Here is a 24183-nt window from a genome sequence, read left to right on the forward strand (position 1 = left end):
TACAGGATGTGTGGGGTAATTTCCAAATACAAATACTATTCCGCCAAATTGAATTTCAATTGAATCCCCCCGGCAGTACTGGATCGATAAAACGAATTGGAAACAAGGGGATCGTTGAAAGTACGGTTGAAATACAAAGTAAAACTTAACCTGTTGTTAACCATATAGTTGATGGTAGGATTGAGCTGAAAATTGATATTTCCAGCAATAGGAATGTTTTCTCCATCAAATTTACGTTGGACATGACGACTATCTCGGAAAGTAAGCCCGACCTGCATCGTCAGATCGTTCTTTAAAGTCTTCTTAACTCCATTCACCTTAAAGGGTAAGGGAACATTATTTTTTGTAAAACCTACATTAACGGTGATATCCTGATTGAATAACTCCGCGACTTGAGAGTTCGACAAGTTTAAGGCAATGGTTCTATCCCGGTTATATTCCAAGCGAGCCGTTACCCGACTCTGCGTACGTACTTCCATGCCTATCAGAGGTTGAAACTTTTCGGAAAGTGTGATGGTGCTCATAGAAAAGACCGGTACAAACTGTCCTAACTCATTTAGCCTTGACGACAAAGGATACCCCATTACAGCCAGATTAACATATAAGGCCTCATAGTCCAGGGATGAAGTGAAATTCCCTACGCTATAGTTGGACATATATTTATGGCGCAGGACGAAGGAGCTAAAGAGTCTTTTGAAAATATCTAGTCTGGACAAACCACTATAATTAACATCCCAATTGGGCATTGGAAATTTCAAGAATGGATTGGTCCGTACTGTGAGGGGATCCTTTCCCCGGTAAGCTGCAAAAAAAGCGGCGATCAACACATCTTGTGAATTTTCATTATACTCACCGGCCGCCTCGTTTTCTGCATTAAGTCGATCCCGAAGAATCGCTCTGTAGGCTCTGAACTTATCAAAAACCTCTGACGTATTATCCCTATTGGCCTTCTCAAAAGCCGTACGGAAAGAAAGGAAAGACATGCTAAATTGTCCGTTCCGCAAGGCACTTTGCGAAACAAACTCCCCTCCTACTACCTCAGGGCGATAAAATTCCTGATAAGCATCCTGACGAGTCAGCTGAGCACTGATATTCATTTTAAAGTCGCGGAAAGGCTCCAGACTAGTATTGGCCGTAAACCGTTTGGCAATGGTCTGCTGAAAAGGCTGATTCTGTTCTGTACTGCGGGTGATCCAGCCATTTTCTGCGGCTCGTACCTGGAAGTCACGATACTGCTGACCCAGTACAAAGCCCAATCCAGGGGCATTGGCATTGTCGAGCCCAAAGTATTTAGGGTCGCGCAAATAACCTGGCAAGGCGGTAGTTTCCTGAATAGTATAGCTAAAATTGATCCCTCGAACCGTCATCAGTAGTCGGGTAAGACTCTTGGCTATATCGGTAGTACGCATATCTACGTCTTCCATATCCCCGGGGCTCCTAGCAAAGTTTTTCTGACCTGCCGAAGGAGTGTTGGCGAATTTTAAATATTTCAGTTTATTATAAAGTGCCACAAAATCTACCTTTCCGGTCACACCCCTTTCCCGATTGTTCCGAATGACATTTCCGAACAGATCGCCATTACTATCCCTAAGCCCATAGGCATTCGCCTGGAATTGGTAACCCAACGTATGCCGATAGTCGGCGCTCATCCAGTCAAATAACGGAATCTTGTCCAAGGGCAAACGGTAGGTAAGATCAATTTTTTGATCAAAATTCTTGATCCTTCCTAAATTTTTGAAATTAGTCCAGAGCGAATCCTTCTTCTGCTCCGTGTCGAGTTCGCCTTCTGGTTCATCAATAATGGCATTGGCAGAGGCCGAATAGGTAAGGGTCATATTCCTGGTCAAGTTCCAGCCTACATCATAATAGCGGTTGAACCAAAAATATTTTTCAAACATAGGTTGAATACCATCGATGGTTAAATCAGAATTCCTCAACTGTGTTTTCAGATATCTTCTGTCTACATCGGTCCTGATAGCCACCATATTGGGTAACAGGGTTATATTAAAATCTTTAATCCATGCTCCCCAGCGGTCCTGTGTTTCCCATTTTTTGAAGGGTTCGAAAGCTTTGGGCTGACTGCTGTACGTATAGCTTATTCCTCCCTTATACATTCGCTGGGTATATTCCTGTGTGAGGATATTTCGTCGCTTATCGTCGCTAAAAGCATAGGTAAAGGCAAAGTTCTCAAAATCATAAAAATGATTTTTGGCTCCAGGCTTGGTTTTCACCTTCCTCACATTAGAGAAGTTTATACCTCTTTTAACGGCATTTTCTTCGACCATGCGCCTGTAACCATCTCTTTGTTCCTGGGTAAACAGATTATCCAAAGAAGTACTCAAAGGGGTATCTGGATCTAAGGGGTCAAAATGAGGCCGGACATTTCTGCGATCATAGCTCACAAACATGGGAATGCTAAAGCCCCAAGTTTGAGGTAATAACTTGTCCAGAGCCACGTTTGACGAAACGCCAAACTCAGTGGTGAGGTTCCGGGAGCGCTCTCCTATACGTTGCTGGACGCTTCCAAAGCCTACCGTTTCTATTCGCCCTGATGCAGAAATGGTGGCAAAATCGGCCAGTTTGGCATTCAGCTGAGCAATAGCGGCTACGCCACCTTTATCGTCGAAACCCTCCACGTGCATTTCATTTACCCAAATACAGAAGGTCTTAGCAGCTTGATCTGAAGATTTTGGATTACGTACCCCAATCATCAACACCTTAACAGCACTCAAATCGGGATTCCCAACTACCGATACCTTATAGCGCCCATCTTCCGTGTCTATTGTAAAAGGCACACTCTGGTTGACATCCAGCTGCCGGTTTCGCAGGGATTTTACACGTATCAAATCGGCAAGGGCCAGGTTAATTTCGTTCCGCTCAGGCCAGATTTCCTCAGGAGAACTTGCGGAAGGTAAGGTAGCCTGCAAACTGGAAAGGTCCACTTCATAGTAATTCTGGCTAAGGTCGGTACCTATGCGCATAAAGGTACCTACCATATTACTTTCATCTCGGTCGTTCTGCATGTGTACATACATTCGCAGCCGCTTGCGGAAAAGTAAATCCAGATTTACATTTTTATAAACCGCTCTGGAGTCCCCATCCCTAAGATCGGTAACACAGAGGCTCATCGATTGCTCATTAAGCTGTAGGGGCGGTCTTTGGGTATTGTCCTGATCACGGATCCAGCCCGGAGGTAGGGTATATTGATATTTTCGATCCGAATTATTATTCGCCTGAGCATTCTCTTCTATGCTCACCGTTCCAATTGTCAGCTTTGCATCATAGGGCTCGGGCACCTCTCCCAAGCCGTTATCGTCCAGGCTAGACGTATATTTACGATACTGCTGTCCCACCATTTGCAATTGGGCAAAACGAAGCACAACGGGTTGTTCAAACTCCGATAGATACATACGCATAAATCGAATAGACTTAAAGCCATTCATGGATCCCACCTGTCCGGTAAATTCCTTAATAGGCACTCTGAACAAATACCAATTTTGTCCATCGGTTGTGGCTTTATCTACCACATAGCCACTTCCAACTTGTAGTCCGTCGGGTTTCAGAGGTATTTCGTACTCATAGTATGACTCGTTATCATTGATGGTATTGTCTACGTTCATATCCTCACCATCGGGCAAATTGGTAGCCGCAGGGGTAACTCCTGCCCCACCCGAGCTTTCGGGAGAATTGTTTTCCATACCGATATACTGCTTGTATCGCTGTAGAACTTTGGCATTGCTCTGATCCAGTTCGTCTCCCAGAAAGAATTGGAAATCATCACCCGAAGGGTCGGCAAGTATTTTTGCTTTGGCTTCCGCTGTGAGATTAGCGGGTAAACGGTCTATAAAGGATTTAAAAAAGAGTCGTTCTTCCTCATTATTTAGCCCGTCCAGACCAACGTCCTGCTTCTCCCGCGCACCAGGCTCATTGCTAAAAGCGCTAATCAGATATTGTGACTTGGTAACATATCCCCAGGCAGTAGAATCCACATTTACACCCACCACCTTTTCACCAAGGGGGAGGCCATTTTCAAAGTTATAACGTTCATCTGGTATAACATCTTCGGAGATATCTCCCAGATTGAATACCAGCTTCCCGCCTGTAGTATTGGGTTTATTTTCAAAACCGTCCCGCACAGCCCCTTTCACGTCATCTTTGATAAAGGGATCTAACATCCAGAATTCAATATTCTCGATATTGGCATTGTCAAAATCGTTATCCGATGTTATTGCACGGGTCAATGCTCCAAAATTTCGTTTGGGGTTTTTCAACCTACCGTCTGAAGTCAGATCGCTGTTATAATTGTACATGCCCCTCTCGCTAGGATAAAAGGCTATATCCAGAATATTCTGAGGATAGGTTACCAGCCCCGCAATAGAGCGATTAGGGAATATATCGGTGGGTAGATATAACCGTTCGTAAAAATTTTCCCGATCCGTAGCATTTATATTCTGAGGAGGGTTATAGCCCCCTCCAAGCCCCTGATCACCCGCAAATATATTGTCCACGGTATAGGCTGATATCTTCGCCCGATTATAAGCATATTCCAGCGTTTTTCCAGAACCAGCTCCAGCCCTAAATTTCTCAGGAACGGATCCTAACCTCCATTTCTGGGGCTGGCGAGCCAGATCATATACGGTTCTAGCCGACTCGAAATCGTCTATCAAAGAGCGGTTATTAACATCCTTAGTGACCCCCGGAAATAGCTTGGCTACTTCAGCTTTAAACTGAATAGAAGACATCTCCTTGGTTTGAATCAAGGGCAATTTGTCAAGCCAGCGCGTCAGGAAAGGGACATCCTTACGGAAATTCACATCGAAGCCAAGCATAGAATTATTTACAGGCTCGTTGCCAATTGAAACCCTGGTAAGGAAGCCAGCAGTACGCTCCTTATACTTCATGGCAGTCATACCGATGCTCAGATCCCGATTAACCACATAATCCAAACGAGTCCCCAATAGAGTTCTGATCTGGTTTTGAAACATATCAGGCCGTTCATATTCAATCACAATTTCCCTACCCGAATTGAGTACACTAGGATTTACGATCTTAACTTGCCCAATTTGCGCCTCCACAATATAATCACTGCCCGCAGAAAGTGGAACTCCACCCGAGGTAACAGTAACTGAAGATTCCAATACATTAAAAGGCAATTGCACCGTTGTCCCTGAACTTGACTGATAAGTACCTTTCAGGAAGTACTTATTTCGCTCGGTGACCTGCTGCGCATCGATCATAGTGCCATCATAGAGCTCATTGAACACATATTTGCTACGGAACTGATCTTCTCCGGCTCCAAACTTGCTAGCCAATGTACTTCCAAAGGGTTCCAATACCGGAAAAATAATACGCCCGGTGCGGGTGTCTACGGTGATCCCCTCTATGAAATCAAAATTCCCATCAGGCTGCGGATCATTTACCGGGTTCAGTCGATCCAATCCCATTAACCTGATTAAAGGTATATTCGCTATGCTACTTTCCTGAAGATTGGGGTTATCGATACCCGTGAGATCATCCTTGTAAATTACTCTCAGCTGAAACCCCTGCTTATCCATCTGGCTCGTTCCCAACGAGTAGATATTCTTCATCATCAGGTCCCAAAGTGGCAGATCGGTATGATTCCGGATGGTAGAAGATTTCAAAAGTTTAAGGGCAATTACTTCACTGTCCTGCCGGTTTTGATATTCTTCTGTCAGCTCACCAACCTTATAAGACCGTCCGTTAAGGGTATATTCATAGGCAACAGCCAAAATTTCATCGTTCCGAAGGGCAGTGGTAAGGGAGAGGTAGCCCAGCTGAGGGTGAAAGGTATAGTCCCGATCAGCTACCAGTTTTTTGGCACCTCTTAGCAATTCGTAATCCACGGTCTTTTCGAATCCCAACCCTGTTATGGCAGTATTGGTATTGTCCACCTGTCTAAAAGCATCGTTTTGCAATAGGGTGTTGTAGAGTCCATTGGTCTTATTGTCAACGGGCAAATTGGCCTGTATAGGTGCAAGATTTGGATTGCCCTTACGATAAGGATCGGGTTCTCCCAGGTCCGCAAAGGCAACAATATTTCGGAGCGACTCAGTGGTGGTGGTACGATTGGTCACATAGACTTCCATTCGGGTTATGGCCAGGCCGGAGGTAATATTGGGGGTGCTACGAAGGGACTTCTCATAATTATCCCGGAAATACTGAGATAAAAAGAAATTCCTATTTTCATCATAACTGTCGGCTTTTATTTCAAAATCGCGACTTTGAGCACCTCCCCGAAGCACCATTCTTTCTTTACTCGATCGTTGATTAGAGGCCACTACACTGGCACTCAATCGGCCAAATTGAAAGTCGGTGCGAAGACCAAATAGGTTTTGAACGCCAGGAATAAGCTGGCTGTTAATAGCCCAATTGATATTTCCGGCCTCTATCTTACGTATAAAACTCTCCTCTGGATTCTTATAATTCAGTCGGATAGCATTTTCAAAGTTAAAGTTAGCTTTGGTATCGAAATTGGTTTGGAATCCCAACTGATCACCCAGCTTGGCGTCAAAGTTGATATTGATTTGTTCGTTAAAAATAAATTGCGTGTTACGTCTTTGCCGGATAGGTATGGCAGGATTGTCCAGAAACTGGTGCATTACCCCCAGATCCAGAGAGACAAATCCGGTGGGTTTGAAATTGATAAAATCGTTACCCAATAATTTTGACAAGGCAGGCGGTACATCCAGCTTGGGCAGCAGCCCCCGATCACCCAGTGCGCTTTTCCCATCCTGCCGTGCAGCATAGTCCCGAAGCAGACTCTTAAAAGCTCTTTTTTCTTGTAAGGCATCGTAGCGCTCTAGATCCATCATAACAGGATTTCCATAATCCAACGCACCCGAAGGCGTGATTATCCGTTCGCTAATGCCTACTTTCCCTGCGCTATCCAGTAAAATAGAAGTAGATATATTGGCGGGATCTTTGAGATATAGGGAAGACTTAGGACGGGGTTGTACCATCTTATTGGCATAGTAGTCCTGCCAGCGTGTTACCATCTGAGTAGTGGTCCGGCTTAAGCCCCTTCCCGAACTATCAGGTATAGTATCCTCGACCATAATTAAATTATGGGCCGGTTCGGTTCCGGCATCATCAATTCCGGCGGCAGCCGATGCGAGGAGTACTGCACTAGCCGAAAAAGTAAGAACCTTAAAGAGTATAGAGTAAACTGTTGACGACAAAGCTAAATTTCGATTTTGGAAGGGAAATGCTAAAACAAAAACTCCTTAATTTTAAATATTTAATCTAGTAATTTAATTCTACAGTATTGTAAAAAATCCAAGATAAATACCTAACGCAGGGCCAGCTTAATCAGCTGTTCCACGGTAATAGCGCTGCCTTCCTTTTTTATGATTGAGTCAATACTCTTTTCTGCAGTCGCCTTGGGTATACCCAGGGTAACCAGAGCCGCCAAAGCCTCACCCCTAACGCTCATGCCTGGTCCCGAGCCCGGATCAGCAGTGGCCCCTACCAGTGTATCTTTTCGCATTTTATCCTTGAGTTCCAATATAACCCGCTGTGCAGTCTTTAAACCTATCCCTTTTATGGATTGGATCAACCTCAGATCTTCTTCCGCAATTCCCCGGGTAATTTCTTCATGGGATAATGAAGATAACATCACCAGCGCCGTGGCGGGACCAATCCCGGAAACCCCTACCAGGTCTAGGAATAGATATTTTTCCCGCTCAGCTGAAAAGCCAAAAAGCACATGAGCATCTTCCCGTATGTTCAAATAGGTCACTAGCTTACAGCGCCCGCCAATTTCCGGCAGCGCCGCATAGGTTTGTAATGAAATACGTAATTCGTAGCCAACACCATTGACATCAATTATGGCATAGGCAGGGTCTTTATAGGCTAATGTTCCGTTAACGTAAGCAATCATAAATATTCTTTAGCATGTGTAGTTTGTTGGTGCCCAAAGCTTAACCTGATATCACCAATTTCTGGCCAGGCTTAATAGAACTGCCCTGGATATTATTCGTTTTTTTCAAAATCTCTATCTGTAAGCCATAACGTTGTGAAATGGTCCATAGCGTATCTCCTCTCTGAACGGTATGATATTTCACATTGGACTTCCCAGCATGTTCTCTGGCAACAGATTCTGAACTCGGCTTAGCCAGCGCAACTTGCTCCATCACTTCCGTGTATATCACAAGTCGTTGTCCCTTTCTGATCAGGCTTTTATGCAGGTTATTCCATTTTTTAAGCTCGCTAAGACCAACGTTGTACTTTTCAGAAATAGCCCCCAGCGTCTCTCCACTGCGCACGATATGCGTTGACTGTTTGCGGACAAGCCGAGTAGTAGCTTCAGGGGTGGTCTCAGTGGCCTCTTCTTTATTGGAAACCAAAGCTATTTTAGCCTGGTTTTCTACTGATTCTTCCGTTTTCCCGGTCGAAGGTAGTTTTACTTTAACGACCTCCTTAACTTCCTTATGATATACCAGTCGCTGACCACGACGAATCACCGTTCCTCTTATTCCATTCCAGCGCTTCAGATCGGATATATCCACCCCATATTTACGGGATATAAGTGCCAAAGACTCTCCACTGCGAACCGTATGCGTAGCTCTTTGTGTTGACAATTTGGTTACGGCCTTAATGGTATTACCCTGTGCGTCGGTATATTGCCGGGTACTGAGTACCTGATCATCGTCAAGACTGGCCAGTAGCGTTTTGGCTGCGGCATATCGTCCGGTACAGGAGTCCATAATGGCCGCACGATTATTTTTCAGATAGGTAAAACGCATACTGGGTACGCGTAATACGAAATTGCGCGTATGCTCGGGCAACGAAGTTTTTACTATTTGTGGGTTCAACTTATTCAAAACTTCAAAGTCGATTCCACTTTGCTGGCAAAAAGCCATCAGATCCACATGGCCATTAATGTGTATGGTATCGCTAGGAACTACAAATTCCAGGTTCTCAGGAAATATTCCGTGATCATTCCCAAAATTCATCATGTAATTCATCGCAACATATTGAGGAACGTATGACCGTGTTTCCCGAGGTAAGGCATTATAAATAGTCCAGAAAGTAGTCCCTCCAGATCGGCGCATTGCACGCTTCACATTGCCTGGTCCGGTATTGTAGGAGGCTAATGCCATTTCCCAATCACCAAAAATTCGATACAATTGCTTCAAGTATTTACAGGCAGCTTCCGTAGACTTAATAGGATCGAATCGCTCATCTATATACCCATCTTGTATGAGCCCAAACTCCCTGCCGGTGGCTGGCATAAACTGCCACAAGCCTCCTGCACGGGCTCGGGACAATACCTGTGGATTCAGTCCAGACTCGATCATAGAAAGGTACTTCAGTTCCTGAGGTAGATTATGCTGCTGCAAGGCCTTCTCAAAAATCGGAAAATAAAGCGGCATCCGCTCCATCATAGTCTGAGTGAACCTGGCTTTCTTGTAAATAAAGTATTCTACAAATTCATGAGAAGATTCGTGATAGCGTAAAGGAATTGTTTTTTCCAGTTTCGAAAATCGCTCCTTTAACAATGCTGACGAGATGGAAGGGTGTTGCCCAATTTCTTCAATTTCCGGCATGGCATCCATAGCCATTTCATCGGCCGCTGCAGCTATTCCAAGGGTATCCTGATCTTCTATCCCTATTTGTTGAGGAATCTCAGCCACAATCGTTCCACACATACTTCCTGCAAATAGGGCAGTCAACCAAAATACTTTCTTCGAAATCTTCATGGGTATTAATCTTTTTGGAGGTTAAGCTTAGCGTAAGAACAATCAAATCCTTGTCCATCAATCTGATTATCAAACAGCTAACAACATCTATAAATTTAATTTTCCTGTTGAGTATTCTACTACTTGTTTCTCCTCTGTCCTGTTAGAATAGGTTTGGCACAGAGTTTTTATCATGATTGGCATACACATACTATCGCATACACACACTTAATTTTTTTTGCTTTTATTACTTTCAGTCTAGGCATTCATAAGCGCTTGCAACTCATCAGAGAATGCCAGTAGCTCAGCCTCTTTAAGATAGGGTGCCATCACTTGCACACCAATAGGCATACCTTGGGCGTCTGCACCTGCCGGTACTGAAATAGCCGGAAAGCCTACTACATTGGCATGAACCGTAAAAACATCGGCCAGATACATCTGCATCGGATCGTTCGTCTTTTCTCCCAACTTAAATGCCGTGGTGGGAGTTACGGGTGACAAAAAGAAATCATAGTCTTCAAAAAGAGCCTCTGTCTCTGTTCTCACCATCCTTCTAACGCTTTGTGCTTTGGTATAGTATGCATCATAATAATTTGCACTTAAAACGAAGGTGCCCAACAATATACGTCTACGAACCTCTTCTCCAAAACCCTCCGTTCTCGACTTCTTATATAAACTTTCCAGATCAGTAGCCAACTTGCTTCGATGCCCATAGCGTACCCCATCGAAACGTGCCAGATTGGAACTGGCTTCGGCAGTTGTCAAAATGTAGTAAGTAGGTAAAAGATGGCTTATACTCGGTAGTGTAACGGGCTCTACAATATGGCCCCGACCTTTCAACTGTTCGATGGCTGCCATGGTAGAGGCACGAATAGCGGGATCAAGAGCAGGATTATCAATCATCTCCTGTATATAACCAATTTTTTGATTTGGCTTAGGCTCCAAAAGCTGTGAATAACTAGGAACAGCTTCTGAAGAGGCGGTACTATCATATTCGTCGGCCCCCGCCATTACCTCCAGTATAACGGCTGCATCAGCAACGGATTTGGTAAGAGGGCCAATACAATCGAAGGAAGAGGCGTAAGCAATTAGTCCCCAGCGAGACACCCGGCCATAGGAAGGTTTTAGGCCTACCACTCCGCAAAAGGCAGCTGGTTGGCGCACCGAACCGCCGGTGTCCGTACCTAATGAAGCATGGCACATACCTGCCTGGACAGCAACAGCCGAGCCCCCAGACGAGCCTCCCGGTACCTTTTGCGTATCTTTCGCATTTAATACTGCTCCAAAGGATGAATTTTCATTAGAAGACCCCATGGCAAATTCATCACAATTTTGACGGCCAATTATTATGGCATCTTCATCGATCAGCCTCTGTACCGCAGTAGCCGTGAATGGAGCTATATAAGAATTTAATATCTGGCTCCCAGCCTGTACAGCATGATCTTTCCAGGATAAGACATCTTTTATCCCCAGTACTAACCCTGCGAGCTTTCCCGCGGTTCCGCTCCGAATTTTGGCATCGATACGTTCCGCACTGGCTTTAGCTTCCTGATCGTAGACTTCAACAAATGCATTGAGATGCTTTTGAGATTCTATTTGGTGGAGGTAATGACCAACTAATTCAACACACGAAATGACTCCTTCACTTAAATCCTCTTGAATTTCAGCTAGCCTCAGATACTCTTTCAACGTAAAATAAAATTGAGGGGTTACAAATAAAGAATCAGAGCCATTTAAATTGGGTTAAACGGCTCTGTTATATGGTTACTAAATCGGAATGAAGGATTATTTTGGATCCTCCATGCTTTTCTCGATATTCTCTTTGACGTCTTTGGTAGCATTTTTGAACTCGTTGATACCCTGACCCAAACCACGCATTAATTCTGGGATTTTTTTCGCTCCAAAAAATAAAAGAACAAAAAGGGCTACAAAGAATATTTCCTGACCTCCCAAACCCATAAATGCAAAAACGGTTGCTAATTCCATAACTGTATTTTAATTTTTATGTTTACAAATTTAATTATTCTTTTTCAACAATTTAAACGAATACCTGACTTTATCAGATTTTAATCGTTTTTTCATTTTTCTCCCATTCATTAAACTTCATCAATTCACCACTCATATTACGTACCAGCCAAAGCACCAGGGCAACATCATCGGTAAGGCCCAACACCGGCAGAAAGTCCGGGATGACATCGATGGGAGAAACGAAGTATATCAGAACAGCCACGATAGAGGCCATGCTGGTCCATGAGACCGCCCTATACTCTCCTTTTGCGTAGGCTTTTACCATTCTGGTCAGCAATTGCAGATGCACCATAACCTCTGAGAGATTGGTTCTTAGCCCACCCGAGCCAATCTTCCTGGCCACATTCGCAACTAACTCCAACAAGCGGGAAGAGTTTCCTGCATAGGACTTAGCCTTCCTTTCTGCACTCTTGAAAAATATTGATTTAAGGATTCTGCTTAGTAATGAATCGTTTGCCATTGAAAATTATAAAGTCTTAGTTATTGTCAATATAACTAATAAGGTACGCAAATAATTGCAATTTAGACGTCTGGCTTTCACTTTTTCCATAAAAAATTAGCTGCTATATGGTTTTAACAAATTATGTATTCTAAATTTAAGGCTAATTCTGAATTACAATATTCTAAATCATTTAAACCGTTATCATATGAAGATCACCGTTGTAGGTGCGGGTGCCGTAGGTGCCACCACCGCCGATAATATTATTCGTCGCGAACTAGCAGAAGAGGTTGTTTTATTAGATATCAAAGAGGGGGTTAGCGAAGGCAAATCTTTGGACATGTACCAGACCGCAGCCCTTCTGGGCTTTAATACCAAACCCATAGGCTCAACCAATGACTACGAAAAAACAAAGGGCTCGGATGTAGTGGTAATCACCTCAGGCTTGCCACGTAAACCAGGTATGACACGCGAAGAACTGATCGGCATCAATGCTGGGATCGTGAAGTCCGTTACGGAAAATTTACTTAAATACTCGCCTAAAGCGATCGTTATTGTCGTTTCCAACCCTATGGACACAATGACTTATCTCGCCTTAAAGGAATCAGGTATTCCTAAAAAACGATTAATTGGTATGGGGGGCGCTCTGGACAGTGCCCGCTTCAAAACGTATCTGGCCTTAGCCATGGATGTCTCTCCCTTGGATATCCATGGAATGGTAATTGGTGGCCATGGTGATACCACTATGATCCCGCTGACCCGGTTGGCAACCTATAACGGAATGCCGGTAAGTCGCTTTCTTTCCTCTGAAAAATTAGAAAAAGTTGCAGCCGACACCATGGTAGGAGGCGCCACTCTCACCAAGCTTATAGGTACCTCTGCCTGGTATGCCCCTGGGGCTGCCGTGATGATGCTGGTAGAGAGCATCGTCCGTAATCAGAAAAGAGTGGTTCCCTGCAGCGTATACCTGAACGGAGAGTATGGGCAAAAAGACATATGCATGGGTGTTCCGGTGGTTTTAGGTAAAAATGGCTGGGAAAAAATCATCAGCCTTAGACTTAGTGATGCAGAAAAAGCCGCATTCGAAAAATCTGCAGAGGCAGTACGATCTATGAACGCCGCGTTAAATCTCGGCTAATCCAGCTTTCTTACCCCTCACACTGAGCCAGCTTCCTTTGTCGGAAGCTGGCTTTATTTTTGTCCTCCCGGCCCAGAGTCCATTTTCTTAACAAGTCACCTCATTGATATTTAATACAATTTTTTCTAAGAATCATACATAATCTATTGATTTCTAGAAAATATTTGTGCAAATTACCAAAGGGACCAGTTAGTCAAACAACTGTTCCTTTCCTACATTTCCATCAAACTATAAACATCTTATTATGAAGAAATTATTAGCTCTTCTACTTGTCTCACTCATGGGCACAGCCATATGCGCGCAAGGGATCCGAGGCAAGGTTACGGACACTGCCGACGGGACCCCACTTCCAGGTGTTTCCGTTGTGGTCAACGGCTCCACCACGGGTACCATTACCGATGGTGAGGGCAATTACTCCTTGAATTTATCCTCCGGAAATTACCAGCTTACGATCAGCTTTGTAGGCTATGCCAATCAGACGGTCAATTTAAGGATCCCAGACCAGGAAGTTCTCAATATCAAACTCACCCAGAGCTCAGCGATTCTAGACGAAATTGTGGTAACAGGTTCAAGAGCCGGGGGCAGGGTGAAAACGGAAAGCCCAGTACCCGTCGATGTTATCGGGATCGGGCAAATGACAACTCAAGTTCCGCAGAATAATCTTAACCAGATCATGAATGTGGTAGCTCCATCATTTACCTCCAACACCTCCACTGTAGCCGATGGCACCGATCATATCGATCCAGCTCAACTTCGGGGGCTGGGACCCGACCAGGTACTGGTACTTCTCAATGGCAAAAGACGACATACCTCTTCACTGGTCAACGTAAATGGAACTCCAGGGCGTGGCTCGGTAGGAACAGATCTAAATGCCATACCAGCCTACGCCATTGACCGCATAGAAGTGTTACGCGATGGAGCCTCAGCACAATATGGCTCAGACGCCATAGCGGGTATCATCAATGTCAAAATGAAAGAATCTACAGGTAAACTTAACCTTTCTCTTTATGGAGGAGGCAATGCTTCTCAAGGATCTAACAACCACAGTGGTGGGATGGATGGAGAAAATTTCCAGATAGATGCCAATTATGGGGTTCGTGTAGGTAAAAAGGGTTTTATAAATTTCACGGGTACAGCCCTCACCAGAAAACCCACATACCGGGCCGATTTCGCTACAGGAAATATTTTCAATGCCTATAATGCTATAGAATATCGCACCCTGCAAACAGGAGGAGACGTGGGAGGCCTCGTCAATAATATAGCCGGAATCAAGGCCGGGGCACAACAAGTCTCTTATTTCGACCCTAGCCTTAAAGCGGCCATAGCCGCTGCCGGAAGTATTTCTGACTTGCAAAAAATCCTGGGAGCCGATGTTACCGACAACGAGTTAGCCTTCCGCGGACTCGAAAGGAAAGATTTTAATATGCGCATTGGACAGTCGGAATTAAAAAGCTTTCAGCTATTTGCCAATTCGGCCTTTCCTATCAATAATGACCATGAAATTTATGCTTTTGGGGGCTATGGACTACGAAAGGGAAATGCTGCGGGTTTCTATCGTCGACCTAATCAGTCCCGCACGTATACAGGAATTTTCATCAATGGATTCCTTCCTGAAATTCATTCCGATGTCATCGATGCTTCCTTAGCTGCCGGAATCCGTGGCCAGTGGGGGGAATTCAGTTATGATCTGAGCAATACATTTGGCTCCAATACCTTCAATTATGGTGTCGAAAATACCATTAATGCTACCCTACTACAAAACTCTCCTACTGTTTTTGATGCCGGTGGCCTGAATTTCAAGCAAAATACAATCAATTTAGATCTAAATCGAAAATTTGATTTTATGCATGGTTTCAACTTAGCCTTCGGTGCGGAAGGGCGCTTCGAAACGTATAAAATCAAGGCCGGGGACCTTAACTCTTATACGCGCTACGACATCAATGGGGTACCCATCGATGCCAATAATCAAGGCGGCACCGTCCCTACCGACTTCTTTGGCAATGCTCGTCCGGGCGGGGCCCAGGTATTTCCCGGCTTTAGTGTCAAAAACGAAACCGATACCAAAGATGCCAACCGTCAGAGTGTTGCGGGATACCTGGATACCGAACTGGATGTAACAGAAAAATGGCTTTTAGGTGTCGCTCTGCGCTTTGAAAATTATTCCGATTTTGGCAACACCACCAATTTTAAAGTCGCTACCCGTTATAAAGTGACTAGAAACCTGAATATTCGGGGGGCCATCTCAACTGGATTTAGAGCCCCCTCCTTGGCACAGAAGTATTTTAATTCGACCAGTACCCAATTTGTGGGTGGAGTACCCTTCGAAGTGGGCACCTTTACCAATGCTTCCAACGCGGCAAAACTATTGGGAATTCCTGAATTGAAACAGGAGGAGTCAACAAGCTTCAGTGCCGGATTCACTGCTAAGATTCCTAATTCCAATCTGACGATTACGGCGGATGGGTACTTTATAAAAATTAATGATCGGGTAGTCCTAACCGATCAGTTTTCACGCCCTTCGGGAACGGTAACCGGATCCGCCTTGCAATTACAACGACTATTTGATCAGGCCAATGCAACGGCAGCTACCTTCTTCTCCAATGCCATCGATACGGAATCGAAAGGAATTGATCTGGTAATTTCTCACCAAGCCAGTTTCGAAAATGGCGCTACCCTTAAAACGGATATCGCAGGTACTGTTAGCCAGACCAAACAGGTTGGCAATATTAAGGCCTCTGCAATTCTGGCGGAAAACAAACAAGTAAATCGCTATTACTCAGAAGCATCCCGGGTATATTTGCAGGAAGCAGTGCCCAGAGTGAAGTTTAACTGGAGCCATACCCTTACCGCCGACAAATTCGACATTTTCCTTCGAAATGCATATTTTGGTAAAGTAACCGATCCGAATACGGTCGATGTAAACGGAGATGGCATCATAGGTGCTATTATCGTAGATGGCCAAGCCGTAGAAAATGAACACCCCGTTTGGGGTGGAAGACTCATCACCGATATTTCGTTCGGTTATAAGGTCAATTCCATGCTCAAAGTGGTGGTAGGAGCTAATAATCTGTTCGACATTTATCCAGAACGCAATTACAATCCCATTTCCGCCAAGCGGCCTAGTGGTGTAGAAAATGGTAAAGTAGTCTATAATAACGCCGCTAGCACTGTGGATTTGTCCAATGCCAACCAATTTGTATACTCTCGCAATACTTCACAATTTGGAATGAATGGACGACTGCTATTTGCGCGATTAAATTTCACTTTTTAAAATCATTCATAAAAAACAAAAAGGAGGCTATGGCATTGTGGTCATGGCCTCCTTTTTACCATATCAGGATATATTGCTATTACCCAAGACTAAATTGAGATCTGGTATTGTAAGACAAAAGATCCCTTACGGCCTGTTTTAGAAAGAAAATTCGGGTCGCGGTCATTCACATAAACAGGACGGCTTTCATAATTGAGTGACAACTTACTACCATGCCCTTGTAGCAGCCAATTGACTCCTAAGTTTAATATATCCATACTCCCATTGATACGATCATAATCCGCGTGCTGTAAGGAGGCATAAGGCATGAGTGTGCCCTGTTCCCCGAGCAGATCGTCCCTGAATTTGTAGCCTGCCTGTGCATACAGAACACTGCCTGTTCCAAACATAGGAAAAGCATTTCCGTGACTTCCGCTCACTCCTCCTATGGCTGACTGCGTACCGCTCGCCGGATTCATGATGCCATTATAGCGCAGGTAGCCCTTTCCGTAGTCCGTGTTAAAATAACCCAGATAACCCGAAATTGAAGTCCCTTTTGATGCATTTAAAGGCAAATCAGCAAAAACAGATACCGACCAAAGATTCATATGATTGTATACCGTATCATTGTCCACGCTGCGCCATGTGGCATTCTTTTGGCTGATAAATCCAGCTTCGATATTAAGCACTTTCTTCTTGCCCAAATAAGTACCAGTCATATAGCCTGGGGTCACCAATGATTCAGTATCGAAAAAATTATATATAAAAAGTCCCTGGAATTGTTTTTTATGTTTCTTGAGGGCATAGGATGATTGAGACGTTATAGCAGCTGGGGACTTTCCGTTAGACTCTACGGGAAAAGGGTCAGACACTGCAATGCGATAGTTCAAAGGCCCTAATTGCCCCCGGCTATAAACACTAAGTTTGCGAGCAAACTGATCGGATTCCTCGACAGTAGCTTGGGCAAATACGGGAACATCCATGGTCATAATCGTGCCGATGCTGGGCTGGCTGAATCGGGATAAGCCATTTACAATGGTCAGACCTCCCCCAAAACGTATGAAACTATCTCCCTTCCGATGTACTTCATATTCAGCCAAAGCATCATGAAAAAATGGTTGTACCTTTCGGTTTCCATTAGGATAACCACTTATTTTGTTGAAATTGTTCATACCAAACTGGGTATAAAAAAATACCCGATCTGTCAATTGGCCAAATAATTGCAGTCGCGTACGACGCAGTCCAATGTCAAAGGTTTGGCTCTGGGGATCACCAAGCACCGTTGTCCCCGGATTATTTTCATTGAAGCGGAGCCAGGTCTGATTCAAGAAGGAAGCCTTTATATAATGAGACCCTGAGGTATTCAAATTATACTGTAAAGCATTTCGGGTATTATTATCCGTTTGAGGTGCCTGGCCAAAGGCTGCAGTGGCGGCAAGCAGAATTGTCAGAAGTATTTTTTTCATAAACGCAGAAAGATTCAGAGTCCCAAGCAGGTCGCTTCACTTGGGTTGAAATAGGGATTAAAGTGAATTAAATTGCAGTTAAAAGTAACAAACGCCAAAAGGAAACGACGTCTATTGAAAGACCCGAAATTAGATATGCCCAGCAATTTGACCAAAATAATAAAGCATCTTTTTCTTATTATATTGTCTATAAGCACAATACAAGCACAAGAAACGCCTCCGGTAACCAATTTTACTCCTCAAAGTTACAAGGCACATAACCAGAATTGGGCCTTAGGCCAGGCCGACGATCGTCAAATGTATACGGCCAACTCCGACGGTCTCTTACAATACGATGGCGCATTCTGGCGCACCCACCCCTTTCCAGATGGGCAAATTGTGCGTACCCTGTTATGCGAGTCTACGTCGTCCGTATACCAGAATCCCCTGCTAGCCCAAAGTATACCTGAAGCCAGAATATATGTAGGAGGATTTGGAGAATTTGGTTATTGGAAAAAACAAGATAATGGAAGACTACAATACCATTCTCTAAGCCGTAAGCTAGGACTGCCCAGCCTAAAAACTGAAGAAATCTGGCATATAGAACGAACACCCGACTTCATCTATTTTCAGTCTTTCTCCCGGATTTATCGTTACGATGGTGCAAATGTGAAAGAGATAAGGGCTGATGGGACCATAATGTATGCCCGGTATGTAAATGGAAAAATGGTGGTCCCTGGAATAGGTAAAGGACTGTTTGAATTAGTAGACTCCAGTTTCATACCCTTGGCAGGCACATCTGCCCTTTCCCATATGGGCGTATCAGCTATATTACCATTCGACGAACGCACCCTCCTGATCTGTACCAACAAAAACGGATTATTTCTATACCGGAACGGACAACTCAGTCCATGGAGTATTCCAGCCAACCCAACCTTCCAACAGGAGTTAATTAATAAAGCGTTGGTTTTGCCCCATGGGGAGGGGTTTGTTATCGGTACGATCCAGAAGGGAGTCTATATTCTGACCCCCAATGGAGAGGTTCGCTTTCATATCCATAAGGCCTTGGGGCTGCAGAATAACACTGTTTTGGCTATGACTCTGGATCGTAGCGGAGACCTCTGGCTCGGTTTAGATCAAGGTATTGACTTGGTACGGTTAAGCTCTCCACTGCTTACTTATGTGGCCAAAGGCAACCCTTTGGGAACGGCCTATACTGCGGCTCTATGGGAGGGTGACCTTTATGTAGGCACCAATAATGGCGTGTTTGCCAAGAAATGGCCCTCTAACGATTCCTTCCGCTCCGTGAAGGGCCTGGAAGGACAGACCTGGAAGCTGACAGTAGTAAATGGAGAACTGCTCTGTGGCCATAATGATGCTACCTACAAGATTAAAAAGAGTGGGATTATAAAGCTATCCAATGTAACCGGCGGATGGAATTTTCTTCCCATTCAAAACGGCGCCGAGTCCTTGCTGCTTCAAAGCTCTTACATTGGACTACACGTTTACCGATTTGACCCAAAAATGGGTTGGCAGTATGCCTTTCCTATCAAAGGAGTACCACCCATCCCTATTAAATATATGGCCAAAAACCAGCACGGCGGCTTATGGTTGAGTCATGCTTACAAGGGCTTATATTTTGCCGAACTCAACACAAGTATGGACTCTGCACAAACTTGGAAGGAAATTGTAAGTACCGACGGCCTGCATACTTTATTTAACTTAGACCTTCAACGTCTCCAGGATAGCATATATATTAAAGCGGGGAAACAATACTTCATGCCTACTCCAAATCAGAAGCTTGTTAATAGCCATCGGTTTACCCTAGGCGAAGAGCATTTCAAAATCAGAGCTGGTAGAGGAATGGATTGGTTTAAGGTATATCAAAATAGAGTATTGCTCTACCAGCCCAGCCAGCAGCCACTTTTATTCGACATATCATTGGTTCGGGATTATGAAACCATTATCCCCATTGAGGATGAGAAGTACCTTTTTTGCCTGAACGATGGTTTCGCCCTTTATGAGGAACAGAGAACGGGCACCTCGCCCCCAACGGCAAGTAAAACGCATATTACCCGGCTTACCGATCTGGAAAACCTAGACAAAGATTATCCTCTTCTTCCAGGTTATGAGCTGCCGAAAGCCATCCGCTCCCTGCGGGTAGTTTTCTCCCTGCCCGTGTATGGGCGTGACATTCAGTATCAGTACCGACTCAAGGGGCTTACTAACCGCTGGTCGGAATGGACCAGCCAGAATGCAGTGGATTACACCAATTTGTCGGCAGGAAAGTATAGTTTCGAGGTACGCGATAACGTTACTGAGCAAATCAGCCAATTGGATTTTGAGATCGCTGCTTTTTGGTATGAAACCTTCTTGGCAAAGACCCTTTTCGCCGGTTTGGGTGCTCTCTTTATTTTTGGATTACTGTTATTTCAGGAAAAAAGATTGGCCAGACATCGCCAGAAGTTACTCCGTAAACAACAGGAAGAACTCGAGCGTCAGCGCAAAGAAAATGAAAGAGAGATCATCGAATTAAAAAATGAAAACCTTCAAAAAGAGATAAAAAACAAAAGTCAGAAACTGAGTAATATTGCCATCAATGTAGTCCGTAAAAATGAAATCTTAGAAGAAATCAGGGATGAATTACAACAGGTGAAGAAGGAACTGGGTCAGCAACTCCCCACCCTGCACTACCAGAAGCTGCTTAACAGTATTGAACGAAATGTGGCAGGCAAAGAAGACTGGAATTTATTCGAAGAAAATTTCAATGAGGTACATGATGAATTCTTCCAACGTTTAAGGGCGCTATACCCAAGCATCTCTCCCTCCGAATTGCGGCTAGCCGCCTGTCTGCGCATGAATCTGTCCACCAAAGAGATGGCTCCTGCTCTTGGAATATCCATACGAGGCGTAGAGATTAAGCGCTACCGGCTCCGAAAAAAACTAAATCTAGACCCGGAAATCAATCTGGCTGAATATATGATGGACATTTAGTCCCCTACGACTAATCCAAGAATACATCATTATAAATGGCACATTTATTGTATTATTTATATTGATGTAGTGGTGATGTAGTGCCAAATTTGCCATTGGCTGATGCAAACCCCTACATTTGGTAACAATTTAATCTTAAAAAAATTCTATCATAAACTAATCATCCATGAGAACGATTATACGACTGCTGTTTTTGATGCTGCTGGTCTGCCAAGGAAGTATGACCTGGGCACAGGGCATCACCGTAACAGGAAAGGTGACCGCCTCCGACGGGGTAGGCCTACCAGGAGTAAGCATTTTGGTCAAGGGAACCTCCACAGGAGTACCTACTGATATTGATGGAAATTATAGCATCGAAGCCCCATCCAAGAATTCGGTATTGGTATTTTCTATGATCGGTATGACATCCCAAGAAATCACTGTGGGCAATCAAACGACGCTTAACGTGGTATTGAAAGATGACAGCCGGGCATTAAATGAAGTAGTCGTGATCGGCTACGGTACTGCCAGCAAGCGGGACCTGACAGGATCTATCGTTACGATCAAAGGATCGGAAATCGCCGATAAGCCTTCGGCCAACCCTATCAACTCCTTACAGGGAAAGGTTGCTGGTCTATCCGTAGTCAATTCAGGACGTGCGGGCTCCGAACCCGATATTCGTATCCGAGGCACTAACTCCATCAATGGTGTAAAGCCGGTCTATATCGTAGATGGTATTCTAAACGACAATATTAACTTTTTAAACCCGGCGGATATTGAGTCTATTGAAGTCTTAAAGGATCCATCTTCCCTGGCAATTTTCGGTGTTCGTGGCGCCAACGGAGCCATTGCCGTTACCACCAAAAAAGCAAAAGCAGGTCAACTGACTGTAAATTTCAATTCGACTGTCGGTATTAAGCAGGTTGCCGATCGTATCAGCATGACCAACGGGGATCAGTTCAGGGAATTATATAATGAGCAGCTTCAGAATCAAGGAAACGCTGCTTACGACTATAGCAACTGGCAGGCTAATACCGACTGGCAGGATCAGATCTTTCAAAATGCTGTCTTAAACTATAATAACATCAGTGTATCAGGTGCTACTGAAAAAAATCGCTTCTACATGGGTATTGGTACTGTTACGGAAGAAGGATTGATCAAGCATGAAAAATACAGCAAGCTCACACTGAACGTAAACAAGGAATTGCAGGTAACCAAAAAACTAAAATTTGGATTTACCTTCAATGGGTACCGTGCCGTACCACCTGTCAATAAAGGTGTAAGTGCCGCTATTCTGGCAGCGCCTATCGCCCCGGTGACAGACCCTACCACTGGACTGTACCACACGCTTCCCGATTTTCAGCGCGCTCAGGTGTACAATCCGCTTGTAGATGTTGACCTGCAGAAAGGAACCAGTATTGGAAGACAATACCGTGGAGTAGGTAGCATTTTTGGGGAATGGAATTTCCTGACCGACCTTACCTTTAAGGCTTCTCTATATGCCGATTATGGATTTAATACTTCTCGTTCCTATCAACCCCTGATTACGGTATACAACCCTGATATCGTTGGCACTGATAAAAGAGATCAACTCGTACGTCAGACCAGCGTTTCTCAAAGTCAGAATGTCTTTCCAAAACTGCAGCAGGATTACCTGCTGACTTATAAAAAGAAATTTGGCGATCATGACCTTACCGCTTTGGCAGGTATTACCACGTACTACCGGGGTTCGGAGTCTACGGGTGCAACCATTCGGCAGGGAAGCAGCTTCCCTATTCCCAATGATCCCCGTTTCTGGTATACCGACAACGTCGGTGACGCTTCCACCCGTACAGGAACAGGGTCTGCCTGGGAGTCGGCTACCTTTTCCTATTTAGGCCGGATTTTATATAATTTTAAAGGCAAATATCTGGTGAACGCTTCGTATCGTAAAGATGGTAGCTCAGCTTTCCTAGGTAGCGGTCGCTGGCAGGATTTCGGTGCTGTGGGTCTGGGATGGGTAGCTAGTGAAGAAGACTTCTTTAAGAATCAGTCTTTCTTCGACTACTTCAAAGTAAAAGGTTCATTTGGTTTGCTCGGAAATCAAAATATTGACGACCGTTACCGTTATCCAGCCTATCCGACCCTTACTGCTGCCAACTCGGGTGTCTTTGGTGAGAACATTGTTTCGGCCCTGCAACCTGAATATATTGCAGATCCGAATCTACACTGGGAAAAAGTACTGGCCTCCGAGGCAGGTATCGAATTCAACGCGTTCAAGAATCGCCTGACCGTTGATGCCAACTACTATAGCAAACTGACTAAGGATATCCTGGTAATTGTGCCGGGTATTGCTGGCACAATCCCTGGCCTAAGCAACCTGGGTGAGGTAAGCAACAAAGGTTTTGAATTGTCTGCAACCTGGAATGAAAGCATCGGCGAAGATTTCTCATACTCGATCAGTGGAAACTTAACAACCATCGACAACAAGGTAAAAAAACTTTCGAGCAAGGGTTACGACATAATTAACGGAGCTTCCCGAACCACAGAAGGCTATCCTATTGGCTACTTCTGGGGCTATGTTTCAGACGGTATTTACCAAAACGAAGTGGAATTCGTAAAATCGCCCTTGAGTACCATCGGAAATGTTTCTCCTGGTGATATCAAATACAAAGATGTAAACGGAGACGGCATCATTTCAGAGGCCGATCGGACGATGATAGGAAACCCTACCCCAGATCTTACTTACGGTGCCTCTTTTTCTGCTAAATATAAAGGGTTCGATGCCGGAGTTGACTTTGCGGGAGTCTACGGAAACGAAATTTTCCGTCAGTGGAACCGCAGCAGTTTTGCCCAATTCAATTACCAAACAGAGCGGCTCGATCGCTGGAATGGAGAAGGCACTTCTAACTGGGAACCGATTCTGAGCAGCGCACGCCCGAATAATTACCTTCCTTCCAATTATTGGATTGAAGATGGTAGTTTCTTCAGAATCCGAAATGTTCAATTGGGGTATAACTTCACCCCTGAACAACTTAAAGGCATCGGTTTAAAATCGTTACGGATGTATGTGAACGCTCAAAATTTGAAAACCTTTAGCAATAGCACGGGCTACACACCAGAGATTGGAGGTAGCGCTACAGCCTTCGGCGTAGACAACGGAACATATCCCGTTCCCCGTATTTTCACGTTTGGTTTGAATCTGAATTTCTAAAAAATATAATCTCTTT

11 protein-coding genes are annotated in these 24183 nt (G+C 44.4%); 4 read left to right on the forward strand and 7 right to left on the reverse strand.

The features are described from left to right. Window positions 1-35: 35 nt before the first annotated feature. From sov to X939_RS0118655, 6 genes are all read right to left on the reverse strand, one after another. Window positions 36-7199, reverse strand: coding sequence for a T9SS outer membrane translocon Sov/SprA (gene sov, locus X939_RS0118630; protein ID WP_025764795.1), 7164 nt, complete (start codon window positions 7197-7199; stop codon window positions 36-38). Window positions 7200-7309: 110 nt separating this feature from the next. Further along, a complete protein-coding gene (gene ruvA, locus X939_RS0118635; protein ID WP_025764796.1) occupies window positions 7310-7900 on the reverse strand; it encodes a Holliday junction branch migration protein RuvA in 591 nt (196 codons plus the stop codon). A 40-nt stretch (window positions 7901-7940) separates the two neighbouring features. Continuing rightward, window positions 7941-9722: a LysM peptidoglycan-binding domain-containing protein gene (locus X939_RS0118640; protein ID WP_025764797.1), complete on the reverse strand. Its 1782-nt coding sequence runs from the start codon at window positions 9720-9722 to the stop codon at window positions 7941-7943. A gap of 237 nt (window positions 9723-9959) precedes the next feature. Further along, window positions 9960-11390: an Asp-tRNA(Asn)/Glu-tRNA(Gln) amidotransferase subunit GatA gene (gene gatA / locus X939_RS0118645; RefSeq protein ID WP_025764798.1), complete on the reverse strand. Its 1431-nt coding sequence runs from the start codon at window positions 11388-11390 to the stop codon at window positions 9960-9962. 96 nt (window positions 11391-11486) lie between these two features. Then, entirely contained in the window at window positions 11487-11687 is a 201-nt protein-coding gene (locus X939_RS0118650) for a Sec-independent protein translocase subunit TatA/TatB (protein WP_025764799.1), read from the reverse strand. 73 nt (window positions 11688-11760) lie between these two features. Continuing rightward, a complete protein-coding gene (locus X939_RS0118655) occupies window positions 11761-12189 on the reverse strand; it encodes a YkvA family protein (protein WP_025764800.1) in 429 nt (142 codons plus the stop codon). A gap of 187 nt (window positions 12190-12376) precedes the next feature. On the opposite strand from X939_RS0118655, the gene mdh reads away from it, so the two are divergent. Together mdh and X939_RS0118665 are read left to right on the forward strand one after the other, a co-directional pair. Then, entirely contained in the window at window positions 12377-13306 is a 930-nt protein-coding gene (gene mdh, locus X939_RS0118660) for a malate dehydrogenase (protein ID WP_025764801.1), read from the forward strand. A gap of 244 nt (window positions 13307-13550) precedes the next feature. After that, the gene (locus X939_RS0118665; RefSeq protein ID WP_025764802.1) at window positions 13551-16577 is read left to right on the forward strand and encodes a TonB-dependent receptor; all 3027 of its coding nucleotides are present in this window, start codon (window positions 13551-13553) and stop codon (window positions 16575-16577) included. A gap of 89 nt (window positions 16578-16666) precedes the next feature. Here the strand turns inward: X939_RS0118665 and X939_RS0118670 are convergent, their stop codons facing one another. After that, window positions 16667-18022, reverse strand: coding sequence for a hypothetical protein (locus X939_RS0118670; protein ID WP_025764803.1), 1356 nt, complete (start codon window positions 18020-18022; stop codon window positions 16667-16669). Between the two features lie 183 nt (window positions 18023-18205). On the opposite strand from X939_RS0118670, the gene X939_RS0118675 reads away from it, so the two are divergent. Together X939_RS0118675 and X939_RS0118680 are read left to right on the forward strand one after the other, a co-directional pair. Beyond that, window positions 18206-20995: a triple tyrosine motif-containing protein gene (locus tag X939_RS0118675; protein ID WP_198034453.1), complete on the forward strand. Its 2790-nt coding sequence runs from the start codon at window positions 18206-18208 to the stop codon at window positions 20993-20995. Between the two features lie 166 nt (window positions 20996-21161). Beyond that, complete coding sequence (locus tag X939_RS0118680; protein WP_025764805.1) at window positions 21162-24167, forward strand: SusC/RagA family TonB-linked outer membrane protein; 3006 nt, start codon at window positions 21162-21164, stop codon at window positions 24165-24167. Window positions 24168-24183: the final 16 nt, after the last annotated feature.

It is taken from the genome of Dyadobacter tibetensis Y620-1 (assembly GCF_000566685.1).
Classification (GTDB): domain Bacteria; phylum Bacteroidota; class Bacteroidia; order Cytophagales; family Spirosomataceae; genus Dyadobacter; species Dyadobacter tibetensis.